This is a genomic window from Streptomyces sp. SID8374 (assembly GCF_009865135.1).
In the GTDB taxonomy this organism is placed as follows: Bacteria; Actinomycetota; Actinomycetes; order Streptomycetales; family Streptomycetaceae; genus Streptomyces.
Genome location: NZ_WWGH01000002.1, coordinates 1,651,382 through 1,671,776 on the forward strand (window position 1 = coordinate 1,651,382; position 20,395 = coordinate 1,671,776).

At 72.6% G+C, this 20,395-nt stretch carries 21 protein-coding genes; 13 read left to right on the forward strand and 8 right to left on the reverse strand.

Translation table 11 applies throughout. The features are described from left to right. Positions 1-32: 32 nt before the first annotated feature. Positions 33-1,514: a xylulokinase gene (gene xylB / locus GTY67_RS30635; protein ID WP_161281184.1), complete on the reverse strand. Its 1,482-nt coding sequence runs from the start codon at positions 1,512-1,514 to the stop codon at positions 33-35. A 241-nt stretch (positions 1,515-1,755) separates the two neighbouring features. Here xylB and xylA point away from each other — a divergent pair, with 241 nt between their 5' ends. Further along, entirely contained in the window at positions 1,756-2,922 is a 1,167-nt protein-coding gene (xylA, locus tag GTY67_RS30640) for a xylose isomerase (RefSeq protein WP_161281185.1), read from the forward strand. Positions 2,923-3,079: 157 nt separating this feature from the next. Here the strand turns inward: xylA and GTY67_RS30645 are convergent, their stop codons facing one another. The 4 genes from GTY67_RS30645 to GTY67_RS30660 form a co-directional block, all read right to left on the reverse strand. Further along, positions 3,080-4,327 carry an ROK family protein gene (locus GTY67_RS30645; RefSeq protein ID WP_161281186.1) on the reverse strand — a complete coding sequence of 416 codons (1,248 nt, stop codon included), beginning with the start codon at positions 4,325-4,327 and terminating at the stop codon, positions 3,080-3,082. A 91-nt stretch (positions 4,328-4,418) separates the two neighbouring features. Beyond that, complete coding sequence (locus tag GTY67_RS30650; protein WP_343238793.1) at positions 4,419-5,075, reverse strand: DUF305 domain-containing protein; 657 nt, start codon at positions 5,073-5,075, stop codon at positions 4,419-4,421. Continuing rightward, positions 5,072-5,722: a DUF3105 domain-containing protein gene (locus GTY67_RS30655; protein ID WP_161281187.1), complete on the reverse strand. Its 651-nt coding sequence runs from the start codon at positions 5,720-5,722 to the stop codon at positions 5,072-5,074. The genes GTY67_RS30650 and GTY67_RS30655 overlap by 4 nt, the downstream gene beginning before the upstream one ends. Positions 5,723-5,852: 130 nt before the next feature. After that, positions 5,853-6,287, reverse strand: a complete 435-nt coding sequence (locus GTY67_RS30660) for a hypothetical protein (protein WP_161281188.1) — start codon at positions 6,285-6,287, stop codon at positions 5,853-5,855. A gap of 73 nt (positions 6,288-6,360) precedes the next feature. Between GTY67_RS30660 and GTY67_RS30665 the strand changes: the two genes are divergently transcribed. The 3 genes from GTY67_RS30665 (at position 6,361) to GTY67_RS30675 (ending at position 9,544) form a co-directional block, all read left to right on the forward strand. Then, positions 6,361-7,197, forward strand: a complete 837-nt coding sequence (locus GTY67_RS30665) for a phospholipid scramblase-related protein (protein WP_161281189.1) — start codon at positions 6,361-6,363, stop codon at positions 7,195-7,197. A gap of 116 nt (positions 7,198-7,313) precedes the next feature. After that, complete coding sequence (locus tag GTY67_RS30670) at positions 7,314-9,041, forward strand: FUSC family protein (protein ID WP_161281190.1); 1,728 nt, start codon at positions 7,314-7,316, stop codon at positions 9,039-9,041. Continuing rightward, complete coding sequence (locus GTY67_RS30675; RefSeq protein WP_093691731.1) at positions 9,038-9,544, forward strand: MarR family transcriptional regulator; 507 nt, start codon at positions 9,038-9,040, stop codon at positions 9,542-9,544. Before GTY67_RS30670 ends, GTY67_RS30675 begins: the two co-directional genes overlap by 4 nt. A gap of 124 nt (positions 9,545-9,668) precedes the next feature. Here GTY67_RS30675 and GTY67_RS30680 read toward each other — a convergent pair whose 3' ends face one another. Beyond that, positions 9,669-10,433 carry an IclR family transcriptional regulator gene (locus tag GTY67_RS30680; RefSeq protein ID WP_161281191.1) on the reverse strand — a complete coding sequence of 255 codons (765 nt, stop codon included), beginning with the start codon at positions 10,431-10,433 and terminating at the stop codon, positions 9,669-9,671. A 566-nt stretch (positions 10,434-10,999) separates the two neighbouring features. Between GTY67_RS30680 and GTY67_RS30685 the strand changes: the two genes are divergently transcribed. The 6 genes from GTY67_RS30685 to GTY67_RS30710 all read left to right on the forward strand — a co-directional run bounded on the left by GTY67_RS30685 (position 11,000) and on the right by GTY67_RS30710 (position 17,247). Next, positions 11,000-12,670, forward strand: coding sequence for a sensor histidine kinase (locus GTY67_RS30685; RefSeq protein WP_161281192.1), 1,671 nt, complete (start codon positions 11,000-11,002; stop codon positions 12,668-12,670). After that, positions 12,667-13,074: a roadblock/LC7 domain-containing protein gene (locus GTY67_RS30690; RefSeq protein ID WP_006128841.1), complete on the forward strand. Its 408-nt coding sequence runs from the start codon at positions 12,667-12,669 to the stop codon at positions 13,072-13,074. Before GTY67_RS30685 ends, GTY67_RS30690 begins: the two co-directional genes overlap by 4 nt. Further along, positions 13,071-13,442, forward strand: coding sequence for a DUF742 domain-containing protein (locus tag GTY67_RS30695; protein ID WP_026241710.1), 372 nt, complete (start codon positions 13,071-13,073; stop codon positions 13,440-13,442). The genes GTY67_RS30690 and GTY67_RS30695 overlap by 4 nt, the downstream gene beginning before the upstream one ends. Next, complete coding sequence (locus GTY67_RS30700; protein ID WP_093691737.1) at positions 13,423-14,037, forward strand: ATP/GTP-binding protein; 615 nt, start codon at positions 13,423-13,425, stop codon at positions 14,035-14,037. The genes GTY67_RS30695 and GTY67_RS30700 overlap by 20 nt, the downstream gene beginning before the upstream one ends. Positions 14,038-14,247: 210 nt before the next feature. Then, positions 14,248-15,813, forward strand: coding sequence for a cytochrome P450 (locus GTY67_RS30705; protein ID WP_161281193.1), 1,566 nt, complete (start codon positions 14,248-14,250; stop codon positions 15,811-15,813). Positions 15,814-15,900: 87 nt separating this feature from the next. Then, the gene (locus GTY67_RS30710) at positions 15,901-17,247 is read left to right on the forward strand and encodes a 6-phospho-beta-glucosidase (protein ID WP_161281194.1); all 1,347 of its coding nucleotides are present in this window, start codon (positions 15,901-15,903) and stop codon (positions 17,245-17,247) included. A 15-nt stretch (positions 17,248-17,262) separates the two neighbouring features. On the opposite strand, the gene GTY67_RS30715 is transcribed toward GTY67_RS30710, so the two are convergent. Both GTY67_RS30715 and GTY67_RS30720 read right to left on the reverse strand, forming a co-directional pair. Beyond that, a complete protein-coding gene (locus GTY67_RS30715; protein WP_161281195.1) occupies positions 17,263-17,688 on the reverse strand; it encodes a hypothetical protein in 426 nt (141 codons plus the stop codon). Beyond that, entirely contained in the window at positions 17,682-18,140 is a 459-nt protein-coding gene (locus tag GTY67_RS30720) for an ATP-binding protein (protein WP_161281196.1), read from the reverse strand. The genes GTY67_RS30715 and GTY67_RS30720 overlap by 7 nt, the downstream gene beginning before the upstream one ends. A 207-nt stretch (positions 18,141-18,347) precedes the next feature. Between GTY67_RS30720 and GTY67_RS30725 the strand changes: the two genes are divergently transcribed. The 3 genes from GTY67_RS30725 (at position 18,348) to GTY67_RS30735 (ending at position 20,381) form a co-directional block, all read left to right on the forward strand. Then, positions 18,348-19,208 (forward strand): helix-turn-helix transcriptional regulator, encoded by an 861-nt coding sequence (locus tag GTY67_RS30725; protein WP_093689804.1) that lies wholly within the window; start codon positions 18,348-18,350, stop codon positions 19,206-19,208. After that, positions 19,208-19,444, forward strand: a complete 237-nt coding sequence (locus GTY67_RS30730; protein ID WP_093689802.1) for a DUF397 domain-containing protein — start codon at positions 19,208-19,210, stop codon at positions 19,442-19,444. The genes GTY67_RS30725 and GTY67_RS30730 overlap by 1 nt, the downstream gene beginning before the upstream one ends. A 127-nt stretch (positions 19,445-19,571) precedes the next feature. Next, positions 19,572-20,381 (forward strand): SAM-dependent methyltransferase, encoded by an 810-nt coding sequence (locus tag GTY67_RS30735; protein ID WP_093689800.1) that lies wholly within the window; start codon positions 19,572-19,574, stop codon positions 20,379-20,381. Positions 20,382-20,395 lie beyond the last annotated feature (14 nt).

Consider the following 20,395-nt stretch of genomic DNA (forward strand, 5'->3'; position numbering starts at 1 on the left):
GGGGTCGTCGGCGACCGTCCCCGGCTCATCCGTCAGCCGCCGAGCAGCGGCCCCGAGGCGCGGTCCAGCACCGAGGTGACCCGCTGCCAGGTCTCCATGTCCCGTTCCTGGGCGTCGAGTTGACTGCCCGTGTCCCCCGCACCCCAGGAGGTCGCCAGCGCCACCGGGTCCCCGCCGCCCGCCGCCGAGGCGGCGAGCGCGGCCGCGCCCAGGGCGACCAGCTCACCGCCCGCCGGGATGACGACCGGGCGGCCCGAGAGCCTGCGCACCGTCTCCACCCAGCTGCGCCCCTGCGCCCCGCCGCCGATCAGCCGCAGCGGGCGGGCGGCGACCTCGGGGGCGTCGGGATCCAGGCCGCAGGCCCGTAGCAGCGTGTCCAGGGCGCGCAGCACGGTGACGGCCGCGCCTTCGTAGGCGGCGCCGAGGAGTTGCTGCGGGGTGGTGTCGTGGCGCAGGCCGGTGAGGAGTCCGGATGCGAAGGGCAGGTCGGGGGTGCGTTCGCCGTCGAGATAGGGGAGGAGTACGGCTTCGCCACCGGGGGCGGTGTCCTCGCGGTGCAGGCCGAGCAGGGAAGCGACCTTGTCCACGGCGAGCGTGCAGTTGAGGGTGCAGGCCAGCGGGAGGTACGTACCGTCGGCGGCGGCGAACCCGGAGAGGGCCGGGTCGGTGGAGCGCGTACGGGAGGCGGCGAAGACCACGCCCGAGGTGCCGAGGGAGAGGACCGGGTGGTCCAGCAGCCCGGCGCCGCCGAGCCCGAGGCCCACGGCCGCGCTCATGTTGTCGCCGGTCCCCGCCGCGACCGCGATCCCGGCGGGCAGCCCCAGCGCTTCGGCCGCCGCGTCGGTGAGCGAGCCGACCCGGGTGGCCCCGGTGGGCGCGACCTCGGGGAGGAGGGCCGGGTCCAGGCCGAGGAGGTCCAGCAGCTCGGGGTCGTAGGCGCCGGTCGCGGTGGCGTACCAGCCGGTGCCGGAGGCGTCCCCGGGGTCGGTCGCCGCCACGCCCGCGAGGCGCTCGGTGAGGAAGTCGTGCGGCAGCCGTACGCCCACGGCGGCCTTCGCCGCGTCCGGGTCGTTCTCGCGCAGCCACTGCCACTTGGAGGCGGTGATCGAGGCGACCGGCACGGAACCGGTCCGCGCGGTCCAGGCGTCGGGCCCGCCGAGCTTCGCGGTGAGAGCCAGGGCCTGCGGGGCGGAGCGGGTGTCGTTCCACAGCAGGGCGGGCCGCAGCGGGCGGCCCGAGCGGTCCAGCACGACGAGCCCGTGCTGCTGTCCGGCGACCGCGATCCCGGTGACCGAGCGGGCGGTCAGGCCCGACTCCTTCAGCCCGGCCGCCACCGCGTCGCCCAGCGCCCGCCACCAGACCTCCGGGTCGCTCTCCCGGGCGCCGCCCTCCCCGGTGACGGTGTGCGGGGCGCGGCCCACGGCGAGCTGTTCGCCGGTCACGGCGTCGATCACGGCGGCCTTGGTGGACTGGGTGGAGCTGTCCACGCCGATGACGACGGTACGTGACGGCATGGGCGGCCTCTTTCGTGTGGCGGGTGGGGCTTGTGCGGTGCGGCGGGTGGGGCTCATTCGGCTGTACCGCGAACAAATTACGTGATCCACGGCCTGGGGAACAGGCCTCCGCCGGACTCGTCGCCGACCAGGGGGTTACGCCGGACGGAGACCGTGTGCATGATTAGTCATGACACTGAACAAATAGGGGTGCCGGGCTCCGGCCCGGCTCCCGACGGCAGGCGAAGGCGGTCGGACGACGATGACGGAACGCTTCACCCCCACCCCCGAGGACAAGTTCAGCTTCGGCCTGTGGACCGTGGGCTGGCAGGGCCGGGACCCCTTCGGCGACGCCACCCGCGCGGCCATCGACCCCGTCGAGTCCGTCCAGCGGCTCGCAGAGCTCGGCGCCTGGGGCGTGACCTTCCACGACGACGACCTGATCCCCTTCGGCTCCACGGACACCGAGCGCGAGGCGGTCGTCAAGCGGTTCCGGCAGGCGGTCGACTCCAGCGGTCTCGTCGTGCCCATGGTGACGACCAACCTCTTCACCCACCCGGTCTTCAAGGACGGCGGGTTCACCGCCAACGACCGCGACGTACGCCGTTACGCGCTCCGCAAGACCCTGCGCAACATCGACCTCGCCGTCGAACTCGGCGCCACCACCTTCGTCGCCTGGGGCGGCCGCGAGGGGGCGGAATCCGGCGGGGCCAAGGACGTCCGGCTCGCCCTGCACCGGATGAAGGAGGCCTTCGACCTGCTGGGCGACTACGTCACCGAGCAGGGGTACGACCTCCGCTTCGCCATCGAGCCCAAGCCGAACGAGCCGCGCGGCGACATCCTGCTGCCCACCATCGGCCACGCCCTCGCCTTCATCGAACGCCTGGAGCGCCCCGAACTGGTCGGCGTCAACCCCGAGACCGGGCACGAGCAGATGGCCGGGCTCAACTTCCCGCACGGCATCGCCCAGGCCATGTGGGCCGGCAAGCTCTTCCACATCGACCTCAACGGCCAGTCCGGCATCAAGTACGACCAGGACCTCCGCTTCGGCGCGGGCGACCTGCGCCAGGCGTTCTGGCTCGTCGACCTGCTGGAGAGCGGCTACGAGGGCCCGCGCCACTTCGACTTCAAGCCCCCGCGCACCGAGGACTACGACGGCGTCTGGGCCTCGGCCGCCGGGTGCATGCGCAACTACCTGATCCTCAAGGAGCGCGCGGCGGCCTTCCGCGCCGACCCCGAGGTGCGGGAAGCGCTCCGGGCCTCCCGCCTGGACGAACTGGCGCGCCCGACGGCGTCGGACGGCCTCGCGGGGCTGCTCGCCGACCGGACGGCGTACGAGGAGTTCGACGTGGACGCCGCCGCCGAGCGCGGCATGGCCTTCGAGGCCCTGGACCAGCTGGCGATGGACCACCTGCTCGCGGTGCGCTGACGGTACGGGGCGCCCGGGAGCCCACGGGCCCGCCGGGCTCGAAGCTCGCCGGGCCCAGCGGTTGATCCGTGGGGCCCGGCAGCCTCGCAGAGCCCCGGGCGCCCAGCGGCCTTCAGGGGCCCGGGCGCCCCTCGTCAGGCTCCCGGGCGCCCTCGTCTCAGACCCCCGCCGCCCCCGCGTACGCCACCGGGTCGTCCAGCACGTCCTGCACCACCAGCGCCGCCGCGCCCCGCGCCGCGTCCCCCGCCACCGACGACGCGCGGAGCCGGCCGCTGCCCGGGGACCAGAGGCCCGAGACCACCCGGGCGGTCAGCTCCTCGTCGGCGGGCGGCGACAGCCACGGCATCAGGCCCCGGTAGATCCCGCCGAGCACCACCGCGTCCGGGTCGACCAGGTTCACCGCGCCCGACACCACCCGGCCCAGCACCCGCCCCGCCTCGGCGACCGCCGCCACCGCCCGCGCGTCCCCGGCCCGCGCGCGCCGCTCCAGCTCCAGCACCCCGGCGCCGCCCCCGGCCCCCTCGACCCCGGCCGCCCGCAGGAGCGCGCTCTGCCCGGCGTACTGCTCCAGACAGCCCCGCGACCCGCACCGGCACTCCGGCCCGTCCGGGTCCACCACCACATGCCCGATCTCCCCGGCGAACCCGTGCGCCCCGCGCAGCAGTTCACCGTTGAGCACCAGCGCGCCGCCGACCCCGATCTCACCGGTCAGATACAGGAAGCTGCGTACGTCTCCGAGCCCGCCGAACCACAGCTCGGCCAGGGCCGCGAGATTGGCCTCGTTCTCCGAGGCGACCGGCAGCACCTGATGCCCGGGGCGCAGCGCGGCGAGCGCGTCGCCGAACAGATCCTGCGCCGGGACCTCGTTCCAGCCGAGGTTGGGGGCCTGCCGTACCGCTCCGCCGGAGACCAGACCGGGCAGCGCCAGCGCTGCACCCACCGGGCGCAGCTCCTGCTCGCGCGCCGAGTCCAGGGTCCGCGCGGCGATCGCTGCCGCCCGGGCGAGGACCTCCTCGGCGGGTGCGCCCCGGTTGTCGAGGTGTTCGGTCTGCCGGACCCGGCCGGTGCCCGCGAGGTCGACGACGCAGACCGAGACGTAATCGATGTTGATCTCCACACCGAGCCCGGCCGGGCCGGTGCGGGCCACCTTGAGCGCGGTGCCGGGGCGCCCGGCCTGCCCGCTGAACGTCTTGCCCGACTCGGTGAGGAACCCGCTGTCCATCAGCTGCTCCACGAGCGAGGAGACCGCGGCCCGGGTCAGCCCGACCCGCGCGGCCACCCCGGCGCGGGTCGCCTCACCGCTCTCGCCCTCGTCCCGCACGGCGCGCAGTACCAGGCTCAGATTGTGCCGTCGCACGGTGTCCTTGTCGGCCTTGGGCCCCAGCGGAGTGAGGATGCTCTTCATATCGTCGCCGAGCCTATGCGATGGCGGGCACGGCGGGCAGCACGACGGAGGCGGCCCCCTCCGCGAACTCCGGAGGGGGCCGCCCGCGGTGTCAGGGCTTCGCGCCCCGGGCCTTCAGCATGTCCGCCATCAGCCCGATCTCGGACTGCTGGCCGCGGACCATGCCCTGCGCCAGATTCCGGATGACGTCCGTCCCCGCCGCTTCCGCCCCGGCCCGCGCCATGTCCACACCGGCGCGGTGGTGCACGGTCATCAGCCGCAGGAACAGCACCTCGGCCGCCTTGCCGTCGGCCGCCTTCAGGGCCGCCAGCTCGGCGTCGGTGGCCATGCCCGGCATCAGCGAACCGTCACCGGTCGGCTTGACGGTGTGCCCCATCCACGCCATCGGCGGCTTCGCCGAACTCTTGGGCAGGCCCCACTGGTCCAGCCAGCCCAGCATCATCCCGCGCTGGTTGGCCTGGGTGTTGATGATGTCGTACGCCAGCCGCCGCACGTCCTCGTCACCGGTGCGGTCACGCACGATGAACGACATCTCCACCGCCTGCTGATGGTGGATCGCCATGTCCCGGGCGAACCCCGCGTCCGCCGACTCCTCCGCCGGAGCGGACAGCGCCGCCTTCGCGGACGGGGACGCCGCGGACGGCCGTCCGACCATCAGCGCCACCAGCCCCACCGCGAGCAGCAGCACGGCGGCGCCCGCGAGCACCATCCGGCGGGTGGAGGAGAACGGGCTCGTCACGGAGGTCACTTGTCGAGCCCACCGGTGCAGGCGGCGCCCGGCTCAGGGGTCTGCGGGCCCTGCACGTACTTGCTGAAGAACTGGCCGACCCGGGAGTCGGAGGCGCTGTCCACCGTGACCTGCTTGCCCCACGCGCTGAGCATCAGCGGGTCCTTCTGGTCCTTGACCGGGCTCATCAGGGAGTACGGGGTGGCCTTGACCTTCTCCGTGAGCGCCTCGACGTCCGCGTCCGAGGCCTTCTCGCTGTAGGTGACCCAGACCGCGCCGTGCTCCAGCGAGTGCACGGCGTTCTCCTTCGGTATCTCCTCGGTGTAGACGTCCGCGTTGCAGTTCATCCAGACCTGGCTGTGGTCGCCGCCGACGGGCGGGTTCATCGGGTAGTCGACCTTCTTCTCCACGTGGTTCTGGGTCAGGTCCTTCCACGTGCGCTCACCGGAGACGGGGGAGTTCTTGGCCTGCTCCTCCTTCTTGTCCTTCTCGTTCGCCTGGTACACGAGGTAGCCGCCTCCGGCGACCAGCGCGAGGACCACGGCGACCGACGCCCCGATGGTGATGAGGCGGCCCCGGCGCTCACGGGCGCGCTCCTTGCGGCGGGCCTCCTCCAGCTTGGCGCGGCGGGCGTTGGCGGGGGAGTTCTGGTTCTTGGCGGAAGCCATGGAAGGTCCTCGTCGTTCAGCGGATGCGGGGAAGGCAGACGGTCGTGCAGGAAAGCAGAGGGATACAGGGCATACGGGCAGCCGCTCCCGGTCCGGCGCGAGGCACGGAGACGGGGGAGCGGACCCGGCTCTAGATCCGTTGAACCTGGAGACGCAGCTGATCGACGGAGTGGGCACCGTCGTGGGAGGGCCCGCGGATCGCGGCCGCCCCGGTCAGCGGGGCGACGGGCACGACGGCCACGGAGGAGGGGAGCGCCACGGGTGCGGACGGCACCGGCAGCACGATGGCCGCCGAGTGGGTCGATCCGCCGTGGCACGAGGTCCCGAGTCCCCGCTCGGCGGGGGTGGCCATGACCACCGGCTCGGCGGACAGCCCGGGCACGGGCGTCAGCGTCCGTACGGGGCCCGGGCCCGGAACCTCCGCCGCCACCGGCACAGGGGCGGCGGCCGAGGGGGCGACCGAGCAGCAGAAGAGCAGCGACAGCAGGGCGAACAGCCAGAGCGGCGAGGCGGGCACGCGTGAGCGGCACCGCTGCCGGTCGGTCCGAGCGCTCACCCTGGTCATGGCCCGTCATCGTAGTAGCTGTATGAAGATTCAAAGAATATGGGTCACCGATTCCGCGGGATAGTGTGCCCCAGTGACCACGCAATCGAACATAGCCGCGGGCTGGTTCCCGGATCCCCGCGGCGCACCCCAGCTGCTGCGCTACTGGGACGGCAGCCGGTGGACCGAGCACACGCATCCGGCCGGCGGGCAGCAGGCCCCGGCCGCCGGGGGGATCCCCGCCCAGCAGCAGCCCGTGGGACAGCAGCAGCCCGTCGGACAACAGCAGCCCGTCGGGCAGCAGCCTGTCGGTCAGCCGGCCGTCTCCGCCGGCTCGCTCTTCGACCAGCCGGTCCTGGTGGTGAACCAGAAGGCCAAGCTGATCGAGGTGACGAACGAGTACCGGGTGTTCGACCAGCATGGTGCGACCGTCGGCTCGGTCGTCCAGGTCGGCCAGAGCCCGCTGCGCAAGGTGCTCCGCTTCCTCACCAGCATCGACCAGTATCTGACGCACCGGCTGGAGATCCGCGACGCGCACGGCAGGCCGCAGCTGCTGCTGACCCGCCCGGCGAAGTTCATCAAGTCCCGCGTCATCGTCCAGCGCCCGGACGGGCAGCCGGTCGGCGAGATCGTCCAGCAGAACGCGATCGGCAAGATCAATTTCGCGATGACGGCCGGGGGTGTGCAGGTCGGCGCGATCAAGGCGGAGAACTGGCGCGCCTGGAACTTCGCCATCGTCGACCAGCACGGCACCGAGATCGCCCGGATCACCAAGACCTGGGAAGGCCTCGCGAAGACCATGTTCACGACGGCCGACAACTATGTGCTCCAGATCCACCAGCGGCTCCCCGAGCCGCTGCTGAGCCTCGTCGTGGCCACGGCCCTGACGGTGGACACCGCGCTCAAGCAGGACGCCCGCGGCCTCGGCTGACGCACGCGGACTGACGGACCGACCCGGCGCCGCCGCCCCTTCGGGGGTGGCGGCGCCGTGCTGTGCCGGACGGCCCGGAAACCGTTTACGGGTGTAATATCTGTTAACGTATATGGGTGAGTGATACATCCACCCGGCCCCGGCAGCCTCCCGGCCGGCCCAGGCCGCCCCTCGTCCGCAGCCTCCCGCTCGCCGCCCCGCTCCGGCTCGGCCGCCCGTCGGACACCTGGTTCAAGCCCGCGCTGAGCGTGGTCGTCGCCTCCGCCGTACCGCATCTGACGCTTCTGGCCATCGGCCGCCTCGACCTCGTCATCTACACGATGGCCGGTTCGCTCTGCGCGTTGTACGGCCACGGCCTGCCGTACGCCCGGCGGGCCCGCACCGTGGCGGGCGTCGTGCTCTCCATGGCCGCCGGGCTCGCCGCCGCACTGGTCACCGCCTCGCTCACGCACTCCACCGCCGTGCTGATCGCGGTCGGCGCGCTCCTCGCCGCCGTCCAGAAGGCGGGGTGCGACGCGACCCGGATCGGCCCGCCCGGCCATGTGATCCTCACCTTCGTCAGCTCCGCCGCCCTGTTCGCCCCGCAGCGCCTCGGCCAGGTCCCGGCCCACCTCGCCCTGACCCTGGCGGCGGGCGCGGTCGCCTGGCTCGTCTGTACGGGGCCCGCGCTGATCCGCCGTGAGGGGCCCGAGCGCCGGGCCGTCGCCCGCGCCCTCGATGCGGCCGCCGACTGCGCCGCCGCACCCGGCCCCCGTACCCGGCACGGAGCGGCCGCCGCCGTGCACGCCGCCTGGCAGTGCCTGCTCGCCTCCGGCCGCCCCACCCCCGTACGCCGCTCCCTGGAACGGCTGGTGGTGCACGCCGAGGCGGCCCTGACCTCCTCGCCCCCCGACCCGGACCGGCTGCGCGGATGGGCCGCCCTGACCCGCGCGCGGGGGCCCGTCCCCGAACCGCCGCCCGCGCCCGGCACGGCCGACGAGCTGTACGGCATCGACGCCGAACGCGCCGCGCGACGAGCCTCCGGCGGCCGCCGCTCCGCCCGCCGCGCCCTCCTCCGGAGCCTCGGCCCCGGCTCGCACCTGCTGCCCGTCGCCGCCCGTACGCTGATCGGCTGCGCGCTCGCCGGGTACCTCTGTGCGGCCCTCGGCGTCGGCCGCCCCTACTGGGCGATCGTCACCGCCGCCTCCCTCTACCAGGCCAACACCACCCTGACCTGGAACCGGACCCTCCAGCGCACTCTCGGCAACCTCCTGGGCGTCCTGGTCTTCGCCGCCGTCCTGCCGCTCTCCCGCACCGGCCCGCTCGCCCTCGTCCTGTGCTGCCTCTTCTTCAGCTTCGCCGCCGAGGCCCTGATCACCCGGAACTACTGGCTCGGCTCCGTCGCCGTCACGCCCATGGCCCTCCTGGTCCTGGAGTTCGGCTCCACCCACCCGCCCGGGGAGCTGATCGGGGACCGGGTCCTGGACACCGTCCTCGGGGCGCTCGCCGGGTTCCTCGCGGCGGCGCTCGTCACCAACCGGAGGGCGGCGGGCCGCGTCGACCGGGCCCTCGAAGCCACGGCGAAGGCCCGTACGGAAGTGGAACGGGCTCTGGGGCGTCCCCACGCCGAGCGGGCGCGGGCGCGCCGCGCGCTGACCGCGAGCCTCGTCGAACTCCGCGAGGCCGCCGACACCGCGGCGGGGGAGTGGTGGCAACGCGCCCTGCCCGAGCAGGAGCTTCTCGCTGCTGAGCAGGCCGGACACCGTACGCTCGCCGCGACAGCACAACGGCTGGGCCCGGCGGTCCGCGCCCCGGAGACGCGGCGCGACGGGGTGGCCCCTGCCCTGGAGAACGGAGCGGAGTGACCGACGACATCGTGGCCTCGGTGGTGCGGCAGTGGCAGACCGTCAACCCTGAACTCGACACCGGACCGATGGAGGTCATCGGCCGGATCAACCGCTGCGCCGCCCTGCTCCAGCAGGCGGAGGACGCCCCGCTGCGCTCCGCCGGACTGACCCGCGCCGAGTTCGACCTCCTCGGCGCCGTACGCCGTACCGACCGGGAACTCACCCCGGGCGAGCTCGCCCGGGAGACCTTCTCCTCCGGCGCCGCCGTCACCAAGCGGCTGCGGGCCCTCCAGGAACGCGGCCTGGTGGACCGGCGCGGCGACGAGCGCGACCGCCGGGTCGCCCACGTCCGCCTCACCGACGAGGGCCGTACGCTGGTGGACCGGCTGCTCCCCGAGCAACTCGCGTACGAGCGGGCGGTGCTCTCGGGTCTCGACGAGGAGAGCCGCGGCGAACTCAGCTCCCGGCTCAGCGAGTTGCTGGTGCAGCTGGAGGGACGGATCGGCGGAGCGCGCCGCTGAGCGAACCGTACGGGCACGCCCAGCCGCACGGCGCCGGGCGATCCGCATGTACGGAGTCAGGGCGCTGAGCGAACCGTCCGGGCACGCTCAGCCGCACGGCGCCGGGCGACCCGCATGTACGGAGTCAGGGCGGGGGTGCCGGTGCCAGCAGCGCCGCCGACTCCCGTAGCCGCTCCGTCCGTTCGGCCAGCGCCGTGTCACCCGACCGGTCCGCCGGGGCCGCGGCCACCAGCGCGAGCCGGTCCCGCCAGCTGGACCCGGCCAGCGAGACGGCGACCGTGGTCATGCCCGGCACGGACGCGCCCCGGCTGACCGCGTGGCCGGCCTCGCGGATCAGCGCCAGCTCGTCCAGCAGAGCCGTCCGCGAGGTGAGCGTGGCCGGGGTGACCGGCTCCAGCTCCTCGTACGGGTACAGCGCGCACACCTGGTCCGCCGTCATCCGGGAGAGCAGCAGCAGCCCGCCCGAGCCCGCGTGGGCCGGACCGGTGCGCCCCAACTCCAGCGCCACCCGCACCGGATGGGGCGACTCGCGGCCGTCGGTGACGATGACCTGGTCGCCGATGAGCGCCGCACTCCACACCGTCTCACCGGTCCGCCGGGCCGCGTCCGCCAGCACCGGCCCCAGCCGGTCACGGGCCGCGCGGCCGAAACCGGCGGGCCGCCCGAGCCGCACCAGCTCCGGGCCCGCCGCGTAGCCGCGCCCCGAGGTGTCCCGGATCGCGAACCCCCGGCTCTCCAGTGTGCTCAGCACCCGGTGCGCGGTGGACCGTCCGACACCGAGGCGCCCGGCGGCCTCGGTGACGGTGAGGGTGTCGTGGGTGAGGAAGAGCCGCATGGCGCGGAGCCCCGTATCCAGCGAAGCGATCGTGTAGTCACCTGTCGCCGTCATGGTTCCGCCCGCTCCCTCTCGTCACTCCGGGTGCCCGCCGACGCCGTCGCGCGGCGGCCTCGACCGCCATGATCCCCGCTGCGGCACCGCACGCGCGGGGCGCTCGGCGGGTGCGGGAAAACCGCGGCCGTATACGCGTCAGCGCAGCGATTTTCCGGTTCACCCTCCGAGTGTTCAGGAATCTGTTCCTTTCGATCCGGTTCGATCACCTGTGCCTCTGTCCTGTTATGCGGTACGAAATCGGGCCCGGTGAGGGTGTATTGACCGGTTACCTCCTCTTACGGGCTTCCTGCTGTCCCGATGGCCGGTACGCAGGGGCAGGCGCGCGGTCGAATTTCGGCCGCCGTCACTCCGCGCGCACGCTCCACAGCGGTGCGTGCGAAAACTGGCGAGTGTATTCCTCTTCGCGGGCTCCCGCAGGGGGTTGGGTGAATATGCCGATCCCCTGTTCTGATCTGGCTAAGCTCACGCGCAGTGAAGTCGAGTTGATGCGAATTCGAGCACTTGTTCATGAGTCTCCGCACACGTGCGTATACATCCCGGAATCAACCGCCAGAGGGTTTTAGATGGTCCGTGTTGAATCACCGCCGACCGACAGAGAAGTCCCCGTCGTCCGCGTAGTCCTGCCGCCCGTGGTCCTGCTGGCCGGCGCCACCGCCGCCGGCGTGGCCCTGGTGGTCCCGGCCGCGCGGATACCAGTCGCCGTGTGCGGCGCGATCACCACGCTCGTGGTCGCCGTGCTCACCGTGGCGCTGCACCGCCGCAGGCGCGCCATGGCCGCCCAGCGCGCGGAGTACGAACAGCGCATCGCCTACCTGGAACACCGCATCCTGAGCCATGACTCCGAGACCGTGCGGCTGACCAAGGAGGTCATGCCCGCCGCCATCCGGCGTCTGCGGGTGGGCAATTCGCCCGAGGAGGTCATGCGCGACATCGTCGACGCGGATGTGGCCAACCGGCATCTGCCCAAGGCGCTGCGCGAGCAGATCTACCAGGTCCTCGAAGTCATCGACAACGAGGAGGCCCGGCGTGACTCCGCCCAGCGCGCCTTCGTCAGTGTCGCCCGCCGCGTCCAGGCGATCGTGCACCGCCAGGCCAGTGAGCTGCGGGAGATGGAGGACCACTACGGGCGCAACCCCGAGGTCTTCGACGACCTGCTGCGCATCGACCACGGCACCGCGCTGATCGGCCGGCTCGCCGACTCCATCGCCGTACTCGGCGGGGCCCGCCCCAGCCGCCAGTGGCCCAAGCCCGTACCGCTGTTCAGCGTGTTGCGCGGCGCGATGTCCCGCATCCTGGAGTACCAGCGCGTCGATCTGCACTCGATCGCCAAGGTCGCCATCGTCGGCACCTCGGTGGAGCCGCTCATCCACGCCTGCGCCGAACTCCTCGACAACGCGACCCGCTACTCGCCTCCCCAGACCCGGGTGCACGTCACCGCGGTCGAGGTGCAGACCGGTATCGCCATCGAGATCGAGGACGGCGGCGTCAGCCTCAGCGAGGAGGCCCGCGCCCGGGCCGAGAACATGCTCGCCCAGGCCCAGGCCGGCATCAACATGAACGACCTCGGGGAGTCCCCGCGGCTCGGCATGGCCGTCGTCGGACGCCTCTCGCGCATGTACCAGCTCCAGGTGTCGCTGCGCCAGTCGGCGTACGGCGGTGTCCGCGCGGTCCTCATCGTGCCGCGCGACATGATCACCACGGGCCCCGCCCCGGGCATCGCCCACGGCATCGGCGCCACCTCGCGGCCCACCAGCTCGCTGGACATGTCGCAGCTCCAGCACGTGGTGCCGCCGCCCGGAAAGCGCAAGCCCAAGCCCGCCGCCACCGGCCCGGTGCCCTCCGTGGTCGCACCGGCACCCAGCGGTGCCCCCGCGGCCGCGGCCCGTCCGGCCGCGTCCGTACCGGCCATGGAGGACGACGTCCCGGTGGTCACCGAGTGGACCGAGAACGGACTGCCGCAGCGCCGCAGCCGGGGCCGCGCCCCGCTCGGCTCGCACAACCTGCCGCAGCAGCCCCCGCCGGCACCCGCTCCCGTCAACGGGGGGCTGCCCAGCAGAGGCGGGCACCCGGACGGCGGCGGACACGGCGGGCAGGGCGGTTCCGGCGGCTCCGGCGGCGAGAAGCCGCCCGGCCTCTGGCTGGAGGCCTTCACCAAGGCCGTCAACGGCGTACCGCAGGAACCGAAGCACGGCGAAGACTCCGATGACGCGTGGGACAAGGGAGACCTGAAGTGATCCAGCAGCGGGGAAACATGGACTGGATGCTCAAGGAGCTGGCCGACGACGTGCCGAGCATCCACCAGATCGTGGTGCTCTCCTCGGACGGGCTGCGCATCGCCATGCACGGCGGCGACCCCGATGTCGCCGACCGGCTGGCGGCCGCCTGCGCCGGGCTCCAGAGCCTGGCCGCCGCGGTGGCCACCGAAATCCCGTACAGCGACGGCCTGATGAAGCTCGTCGTCATCGAAGTCACCGGCGGCTTCTTCTACTTGATGGCGGCCGGTACCGGTGCCTATCTCGCCGTGCTCGCGGGCGAGACCGTGGACGCCGGTCTGGTCGGCGCCAGGATGCGGGACATGGTCGTGCGGATCGGTGCCCACCTGACCAGTCCGCCCCGCCACGGCGGGCAGTCCGGATGAGCGGACCCCGACGAGAACGCCGCAAGACCGATCCGGCGCTCAGCGATCCGGAACGGCTGTACGTGATCACCGGTGATCTCGACGACAGTGAACGGGCCGCACTCGACCTGGTCACGATGGTCGTCGCGCAGGCCGAGCCCTCGCCGACGTTCCAGCCGGAGCAGGCCGCGATCCTGCGGCTCTGTCAGGCGCCTTTATCGGTCGCCGAGATCTCCGCCTACCTCAGCCTGCCGTTCAGCGTGGTCACCTCGCTCCTGAGCGATCTCCTCGCGACCGAACTCATCGAGTCGCGTGCGCCGATCGTCCGCGCCACACTCCCCGACAGGTCCCTTCTCGAAGCGGTGATGCATGGACTTCAGAAGCTCTGACACGATCACCGGACCCCGCAGCGAGGACGTCCTTCCCACCACGGCCACCGCCGCGGTGAAGGTCGTGATCGTCGGCGGGTTCGGGGTCGGCAAGACGACCATGGTCGGCTCGGTCAGCGAGATCCGGCCCCTGACGACCGAAGAGACCATGACCCAGGCCGGCGTCGGCGTGGACGACAACGCCGGGGTGGAGACCAAGACCGCCACCACCGTCGCCATGGACTTCGGCCGGATCAGCCTCAGCGAGGAGCTGATCCTCTACCTGTTCGGCACCCCCGGCCAGGAACGCTTCTGGTTCCTGTGGAACGGCCTCTTCGAAGGGGCCCTCGGCGCCGTCGTCCTCATCGACACCCGGCGGCTGGAGGTCAGCTTCGACGTCATCGGGCGGCTGGAGGAGCGCGGGGTGCCGTTCGTGGTGGCCGTCAACACCTTCCCCGACGCACCGCACCACCCGGTCGAGGCCCTGCGCAGAGCCCTCGACCTGCCGGACGAGGTCCCGATGATCGACTGCGACGCCCGGCTGCGGACCTCCAGCCGCGATGTGCTGATGACCCTGATGCGCTATCTGCACAGCCTGGCCGTCCCGCTCGCCTGACGGGCCGTGGAACGGTTCCGGCCGTTCGCCCCGCCCCGTTCCGTGGGAGCGGTTCCGGCCGTTCCCGCCGCCCGGTGTTCCGTCGGCCCCGGGACGGTTCCCGGCCGTCCCGGCGCCGGGGGCGCGCGCCGTTCCCCCGGCGCGCACCCCCCTCGTACGCCCCTGCCCACCTGCGCTCGCCCCTTGGCCGTCCTGATCCCTGGAGCCACAGTGACAACCCCCTTCCACCACGAGCCCGGCGCCGTCCCGCCGCCCCTGTGCCCGGCCCACAACCTCGGCATCGGCCCCGGCGGCCTGCGCCGGCTCTACGGCCCCGAGGCGGAGAACGACCCCGCCGGCCTCTACGCCAAGCTCCGCGCCGAACACGGCACGGTCGCCCCGGTCCTGCTCCACGGCGACGTACCCGCCTGGCTGGTCCTCGGCCACAGCGAGAACCTCCACCTCACCCGGACCCCATCCCAGTTCTCCCGGGACTCCCGGCGCTGGCGGGCCCTCCAGGACGGCAGCGTCGCCCCGGACCACCCGCTCGCCCCGATCTTCACCTGGCAGCCCGTCTGCGTCTTCGCCGACGGCGCCAAGCACGAGCGGCAGCGCGGCGCGGTCACCGACAGCATGGAGCGCATCGACACCCGGGGGGTGCGCCGCCACATCAACCGCTTCAGTAACCGGCTGGTCAACGAGTTCTCCGAGAAGGGCAGCGCGGACCTGGTCAGCCAGTTCGCGGACCATCTGCCGATGATGGTGATGTGCGCGATCTTCGGCATGCCCGAGGAGTACGACGAGCGGCTCGTCCAGGCGGCCCGCGACATGACCCGCGGCACCGAGACCGCCGTGTCCAGCAACGCCTACATCGTCGGGGTGCTGACCCGCCTGGTGGAGCGCCGCCGCGCCGAACCGGCCCCCGACTTCGCCTCCTGGCTCGTCGAACACCCCGCCACGATGACCGACGTCGAGGTCGTGGAGCATCTGCGCCTCATCCTCATCGCGGCGTACGAGTCCACCGCCAACCTCATCGCCAACGTGCTGCGCATGGTCCTCACCGACCCGCGCTTCCGCGCCCGGCTCAGCGGCGGCCACATGACCGTGCCCGAGGCGGTGGAGCAGACCCTCTGGGACGAGCCGCCCTTCACCGCCGTCTTCGGCCGGTGGGCGGTCGGCGACACCGAGCTGGGCGGCCAGCAGATCAAGGCGGGCGACGCCCTGCTCGTCGGCATCGCCCCGGCCAACACCGACCCCACGGTCCGCCCCGACCTGACCGCCAACATGGAGGGCAACCGCGCCCACCTCGCGTTCAGCGGCGGCCCGCACGAGTGCCCCGGCCAGGACATCGGCCGGGCCATCGCGGACGTCGGCGTCGACGCCCTCCTGATGCGCCTGCCCGACCTGGAGCTGGGCGTCGACGAGAGCGAGCTGCGCTGGGTGGGCAACATCATGTCCCGCCACCTGGTGGAGCTGCCGGTGAAGTTCGCCCCCAGCCCGCAGCAGAAGCTGGACGCCGACCCGCTCTCGGTGATGGCCCGCGCCGCCCGCCCGAGCGGCGACTGGGAGATCTCCTCCCCGGCCCGTCCCGTCCCCGAGCCCGCGCACTCCCTCGCCGGGATGCAGCCCGCCCACGCCCCGGGCGCGGCCCCGCAGCCCCGCCCGGCCCCTTCGGACGCGCCCGCCGCGGCGCCCGGTGAGCCCGTCCCGGGGGCGGCCGTGGTCCCGCAGCAGCGCCGCCCGGCCGCGCCCGCCCGGCTCTGGCAGGCGGTCTCCCGCTGGTGGAACGGCTACTGACCTGCCCGGCGGCGGTGCCGGACCCGTACGCGGGGTCCGGTGCCGCCGCCGACATGTGCGGGGCGCACCCCCGTACCATCGATCAGCGTGAAGCTGACAATTCTTGGCGGTGGCGGATTCCGGGTGCCTCTCGTGTACGGGGCCCTGCTCGGCGATCATGCCGAGGGCCGCGTCTCCCGGGTCACCCTGTACGACACCGACGCCGACCGGCTCACCGCCGTCGCCCGCGTCCTGGAGGAACAGGCACGCGGCATCCCTGACGCGCCCGCCGTCATCGCCACCACGGAACTCGACGAGGCGCTGCGCGGCGCCGACTTCGTCTTCTCCGCGATCCGCGTCGGCGGACTGGCCGGCCGGGCCGCCGATGAACGCGTCGCCCTGGACCTCGGCGTGCTCGGCCAGGAGACGGTCGGCGCCGGAGGCATCGCCTACGGACTGCGCACCGTCCCCGTCGCCGTCGACCTGGCCCGGCGCATCGCCCGGCTCGCCCCGCACGCCTGGACCATCAACTTCACCAACCCCGCCGGACTGGTCACCGAGGCCATGTCCCGCCACCTCGGCGACCGGGTCATCGGCATCTGCGACTCACCGGTCGGGCTCGGCCGCCGTATCGCGCGGGCCCTGGGCGCCGACCCCGACCGGGCCTGGATCGACTACGCCGGGCTCAACCACCTCGGCTGGGTGCGCGGCCTGTACGTCGACGGGCGGGACGAACTGCCCCGGCTGCTCGCGGACCCGGCGCTGCTCGGCTCCTTCGAGGAGGGCCGGCTCTTCGGGGCGGAGCTGCTCCGGTCGCTGGGGGCGATCCCCAACGAGTACCTGCACTACTACTACTTCAACCGCGAGGCCGTCCGCTCCTACCAGGAGGCCGCGCAGACCCGGGGCGCCTTCCTCCGCGACCAGCAGGAGGGGTTCTACGCCCGGATGCGGGAGCCCGGCACCCCGGCCCTGGCCACCTGGGACCGCACCCGCGCCGAGCGCGAGGCCACATACATGGCGGAGAACCGGGACGTCGCCGGGGCGGGGGAGCGGGAGGAGAGCGACCTGGAGTCCGGCGGCTACGAGCAGGTGGCCCTCGCGCTGATGCGGGCCGTCGCCCGCGACGAACGCACCTCGCTGATCCTCAACGTCCGCAACCGGACGGCCCTTTCGGCCCTGGACGCGGATGCGGTGGTGGAGGTGCCGTGCCTGGTCGACGCCAACGGGGCCCACCCGGTGGCCGTTTCGCCGCTCCCGTACCACGCCGTCGGTCTCGTCACGGCGGTGAAGGCCGTGGAGCGTACGGTGCTGGAGGCGGCGGAGAGCGGGTCGCGGGCGGCGGCCGTGCAGGCGTTCGCGCTGCACCCGCTGGTCGACTCCGTCGCGGTGGCCCGGCAGTTGGTGGACGGATACACCGAGGCCCACCCGCAGCTCGCCTACCTCGGCAAGCCGTAGAGGCAGGCGCCCGGCTCAGGGGGCGGGGACGGCACTCCTGGCCCAGGTCGGGGCGACTCCCGCCACCTGGCAGACCATTAAGAAGAGCGGGATGGGCGGCGTGTACGGGGTGAGGCCGTCCGGCGAGTGGATCAGCCGGGGGCGCACGGCGGGGACGTCGGCGCCCCGGGCGTACATCACCTGCTCGGGCCAGTCCAGATCCAGGTCGGAGCCGGCCGGGACGATCCACCACCAGCGGTCCGCGTCGGCGAACACACAGCCGGTGCGCGGGAGATGGGACATCAGCCGGAAGCCGTGCCGCGCGGGCACACCGACCGCGTCGCACCCCAGGCTGGCCGACATCGAGGGCGGCAGCGACAACCGCACCCGCACGCTCCGGGGTTCCTCGGCCGTCCTCGGGCGCGGCGCACCGCGCAGCCGGGACAGCGCGTTCCTCAGCATGGCTGCTCCACGCCGTGCGGCAGCTCCGCCCACACGATGCGCCCGGAGTGGTCGCCCGCGTCATGGAAGCCCCACGAGCTGCTCATCGTGTCGACCAGCAGCAGCCCGCGCCCGTGCTCGTCGTCGGAACAGCGGCGCAGCCGAGGGCCGCCGGGCTGGTGCCCCTGGTCCTGGACGGCTATCCGCAGACGTCTGCCGAGACACCGCAGCTCGCACACCACACGGGTGCTGGCGGTGTGCACGACCGCGTTGGTGACCAGCTCGGACACGATGAGAACGGCCGCGTCGTACACATCGGCGCCCAGCTTCCAGCTCTCCAGCCGGGCCCGGGTCAGCTGCCGGGCACCGGCCACCGACTCGGGGTGCGCGGGCAGCGCGAAGCAGTAACGGAGCGCTTCCGTCCCGGGGCTGAGGTCCATGAGCCGGGGGATGAGCGCACTGCCAGGTGCCACGACCGATTCCTCACAGTGGGGGCTGCGTCACGCTTCGTTCCCCGGTGTGAGAGGAGCGGTCATGACTGAGCGAACTGGTTCGACTGCCAACTCTCCCCCTGCCGAGGACACTTGGCAAGGGGCACTCTGAAATTTTCAGAGTGGCTGTGTCGTTGGGGGCGCACGCGTGGCACACTGCTCGCAAAACAGCGCATGGGGAGGTCTGAAGTGAGCGAACCGCGGTCCGCCCCGACCGTGGGCCAGGTCGTGCTCGGCAAGCGCCTGCAGGATCTGCGGGAGCGCGTCGGCCTGACCCGTGACCAGGCGGCGAAGGTGCTCAGGGTCGCTCCCGCGACGATACGCAGGATGGAGACGGCCGAGGTCGGCCTCAAGATCCCCTATGTCCAGCTGCTGCTGAAGGCCTACGGCGTCGCCGACGACGAGGCCGAGGCCTTCGTCGAACTGGCCGAGGAGGCCAACAAGCCCGGCTGGTGGCAGCGGTTCCACGACGTCCTGCCCGACTGGTTCAGCATGTACGTCAGCCTGGAGGGCGCCGCCAGCCTGCTGCGCATGTACGAGCCGCACTTCGTCCCCGGGCTGCTCCAGACGGAGGACTACGCGCGCTCGGTGATGCGCACCGGGGCCGTCGGCCAGACCCGGCCCGAGGACATCGAACGCCATGTGGCCCTGCGGATGGAGCGCCAGTCCCTGCTCGCCAAGGACGACGCCCCCCGACTGTGGGTGATCATGGACGAGACCGTCCTGCGGCGGCCGGTGGGCAGCGCACAGGTGATGCGCGCCCAGATCGACAAGCTGCTCGAATCCACCGAGCTGCCCCATGTCACCGTGCAGATCGCGGAGTTCGCGAGCGGCCACCACCCGGGCACCTACGGGCCGTTCGTCCTCTTCCGGTTCGCCGTTCCCGAACTTCCGGACATGGTCTTCAGCGAGTACCTCACCGGTGCGGTCTACTTCGACGCCCGCCCCGAGGTGGCCTCGTACCTCGAAGTCATGGACCGCATGGCGGCTCAGGCCGCAACTGCACAACGCACGAAGGAAATCCTCCGGGACTTCCGCAAGGAGCTGTGATGAACCATATATACAACGGCATGCCGGCCGCCGACCTCGGCTCCGAAGGCTGGTACAAGCCCTGGAGCGGTGGCAACGGGGGCAACTGCATCGAGGCCATGAAGCTCGCGGACGGCCGGGTCGCGGTGCGCCAGTCCGCCGACCCGGAGGGCCCCGCGCTCATCTACTCCAACGGCGAGATCGCCGCGTTCATCCAGGGCGCCAAGGCGGGCCAGGCGGATTTCCTTCTCACCTGACGCACCACCACTTATCCTGTTCCCCGCACCGAAGGACCCGGCCTCTCGGAGCAGTTGGGCCCGTCCCGGCCCGTACCAGCGTTGTGTTCCCCACCCTGATCGCCGACCACCACCCATGGAGTGCGCCATGACCGGGCAAGACCCCCAGGCCATCGAGATCGACACGAGCAAGCCGCATCCCGCCCGGATGTACGACTGGTTCCTCGGCGGCAAGGACAACTACCCGGTCGACGAACAGATGGCGCGGCAACTCCTCAAGCTGGACGCCCGGGGCCGGGACATGGCCCGGGTCAACCGGGCGTTCATGCACCGCGCCACCCGCTGGCTCGCCGAGAACGGCGTACGCCAGTTCCTGGACATCGGCACCGGCATACCCACCGAGCCGAACCTCCACCAGATCGCCCAGCGGGCCGCCCCCGACGCGCGGATCGTCTACTGCGACAACGACCCGATCGTCCTCGCCCACGCGGCGGCCCTGCTGCGCTCCACCCCGGAGGGCGCCACCGAGTACATCCAGGCCGACGCCCGCAAGCCCGAGACGATCCTCGCCGAGGCCGGAAAGGTCCTGGACTTCGAGAAGCCGATCGCGCTCTCCCTGCTGGCCCTGCTGCACTTCATCGACGACGAGGACGGCGCGGCCGACCTGGTCGACAAGCTGGTGGAGCAGCTTCCGTCCGGCAGCTATCTGGTGCTCTCGCACACCACCGGCGACTTCAACCCGGAGGGCGCCGCGCAGGCGCGCGCCATGTACAAGGAGCGCGGGATGACTCTGCGCCCCCGTTCGCGCGCCGAGCTCACCGCCTTCTTCGACGGCCTGGAGCTCGTGGAGCCGGGCGTCTCGCTCTCCGCCGACTGGCGTCCGGAGCTCGGCGAGGTCATCGACGTACCGGGTGACGAGCCGATCCCGGGTTACGCGGGAGTGGCCCGCAAGCCCTGATCCGGCTGCCCCTC

Bases quoted from the DNA above. Each gene is read 5' to 3' on its own strand.
- xylB (WP_161281184.1), bottom strand. From the start codon at position 1,514: ATGCCGTCACGTACCGTCGTCATCGGCGTGGACAGCTCCACCCAGTCC.
- xylA (WP_161281185.1), top strand. From the start codon at position 1,756: ATGACGGAACGCTTCACCCCCACCCCCGAGGACAAGTTCAGCTTCGGC.
- GTY67_RS30645 (WP_161281186.1), bottom strand. From the start codon at position 4,327: ATGAAGAGCATCCTCACTCCGCTGGGGCCCAAGGCCGACAAGGACACC.
- GTY67_RS30655 (WP_161281187.1), bottom strand. From the start codon at position 5,722: ATGGCTTCCGCCAAGAACCAGAACTCCCCCGCCAACGCCCGCCGCGCC.
- GTY67_RS30660 (WP_161281188.1), bottom strand. From the start codon at position 6,287: ATGACCAGGGTGAGCGCTCGGACCGACCGGCAGCGGTGCCGCTCACGC.
- GTY67_RS30680 (WP_161281191.1), bottom strand. From the start codon at position 10,433: ATGACGGCGACAGGTGACTACACGATCGCTTCGCTGGATACGGGGCTC.
- GTY67_RS30685 (WP_161281192.1), top strand. From the start codon at position 11,000: ATGGTCCGTGTTGAATCACCGCCGACCGACAGAGAAGTCCCCGTCGTC.
- GTY67_RS30695 (WP_026241710.1), top strand. From the start codon at position 13,071: ATGAGCGGACCCCGACGAGAACGCCGCAAGACCGATCCGGCGCTCAGC.
- GTY67_RS30700 (WP_093691737.1), top strand. From the start codon at position 13,423: ATGGACTTCAGAAGCTCTGACACGATCACCGGACCCCGCAGCGAGGAC.
- GTY67_RS30715 (WP_161281195.1), bottom strand. From the start codon at position 17,688: ATGCTGAGGAACGCGCTGTCCCGGCTGCGCGGTGCGCCGCGCCCGAGG.
- GTY67_RS30730 (WP_093689802.1), top strand. From the start codon at position 19,208: ATGAACCATATATACAACGGCATGCCGGCCGCCGACCTCGGCTCCGAA.
- GTY67_RS30735 (WP_093689800.1), top strand. From the start codon at position 19,572: ATGACCGGGCAAGACCCCCAGGCCATCGAGATCGACACGAGCAAGCCG.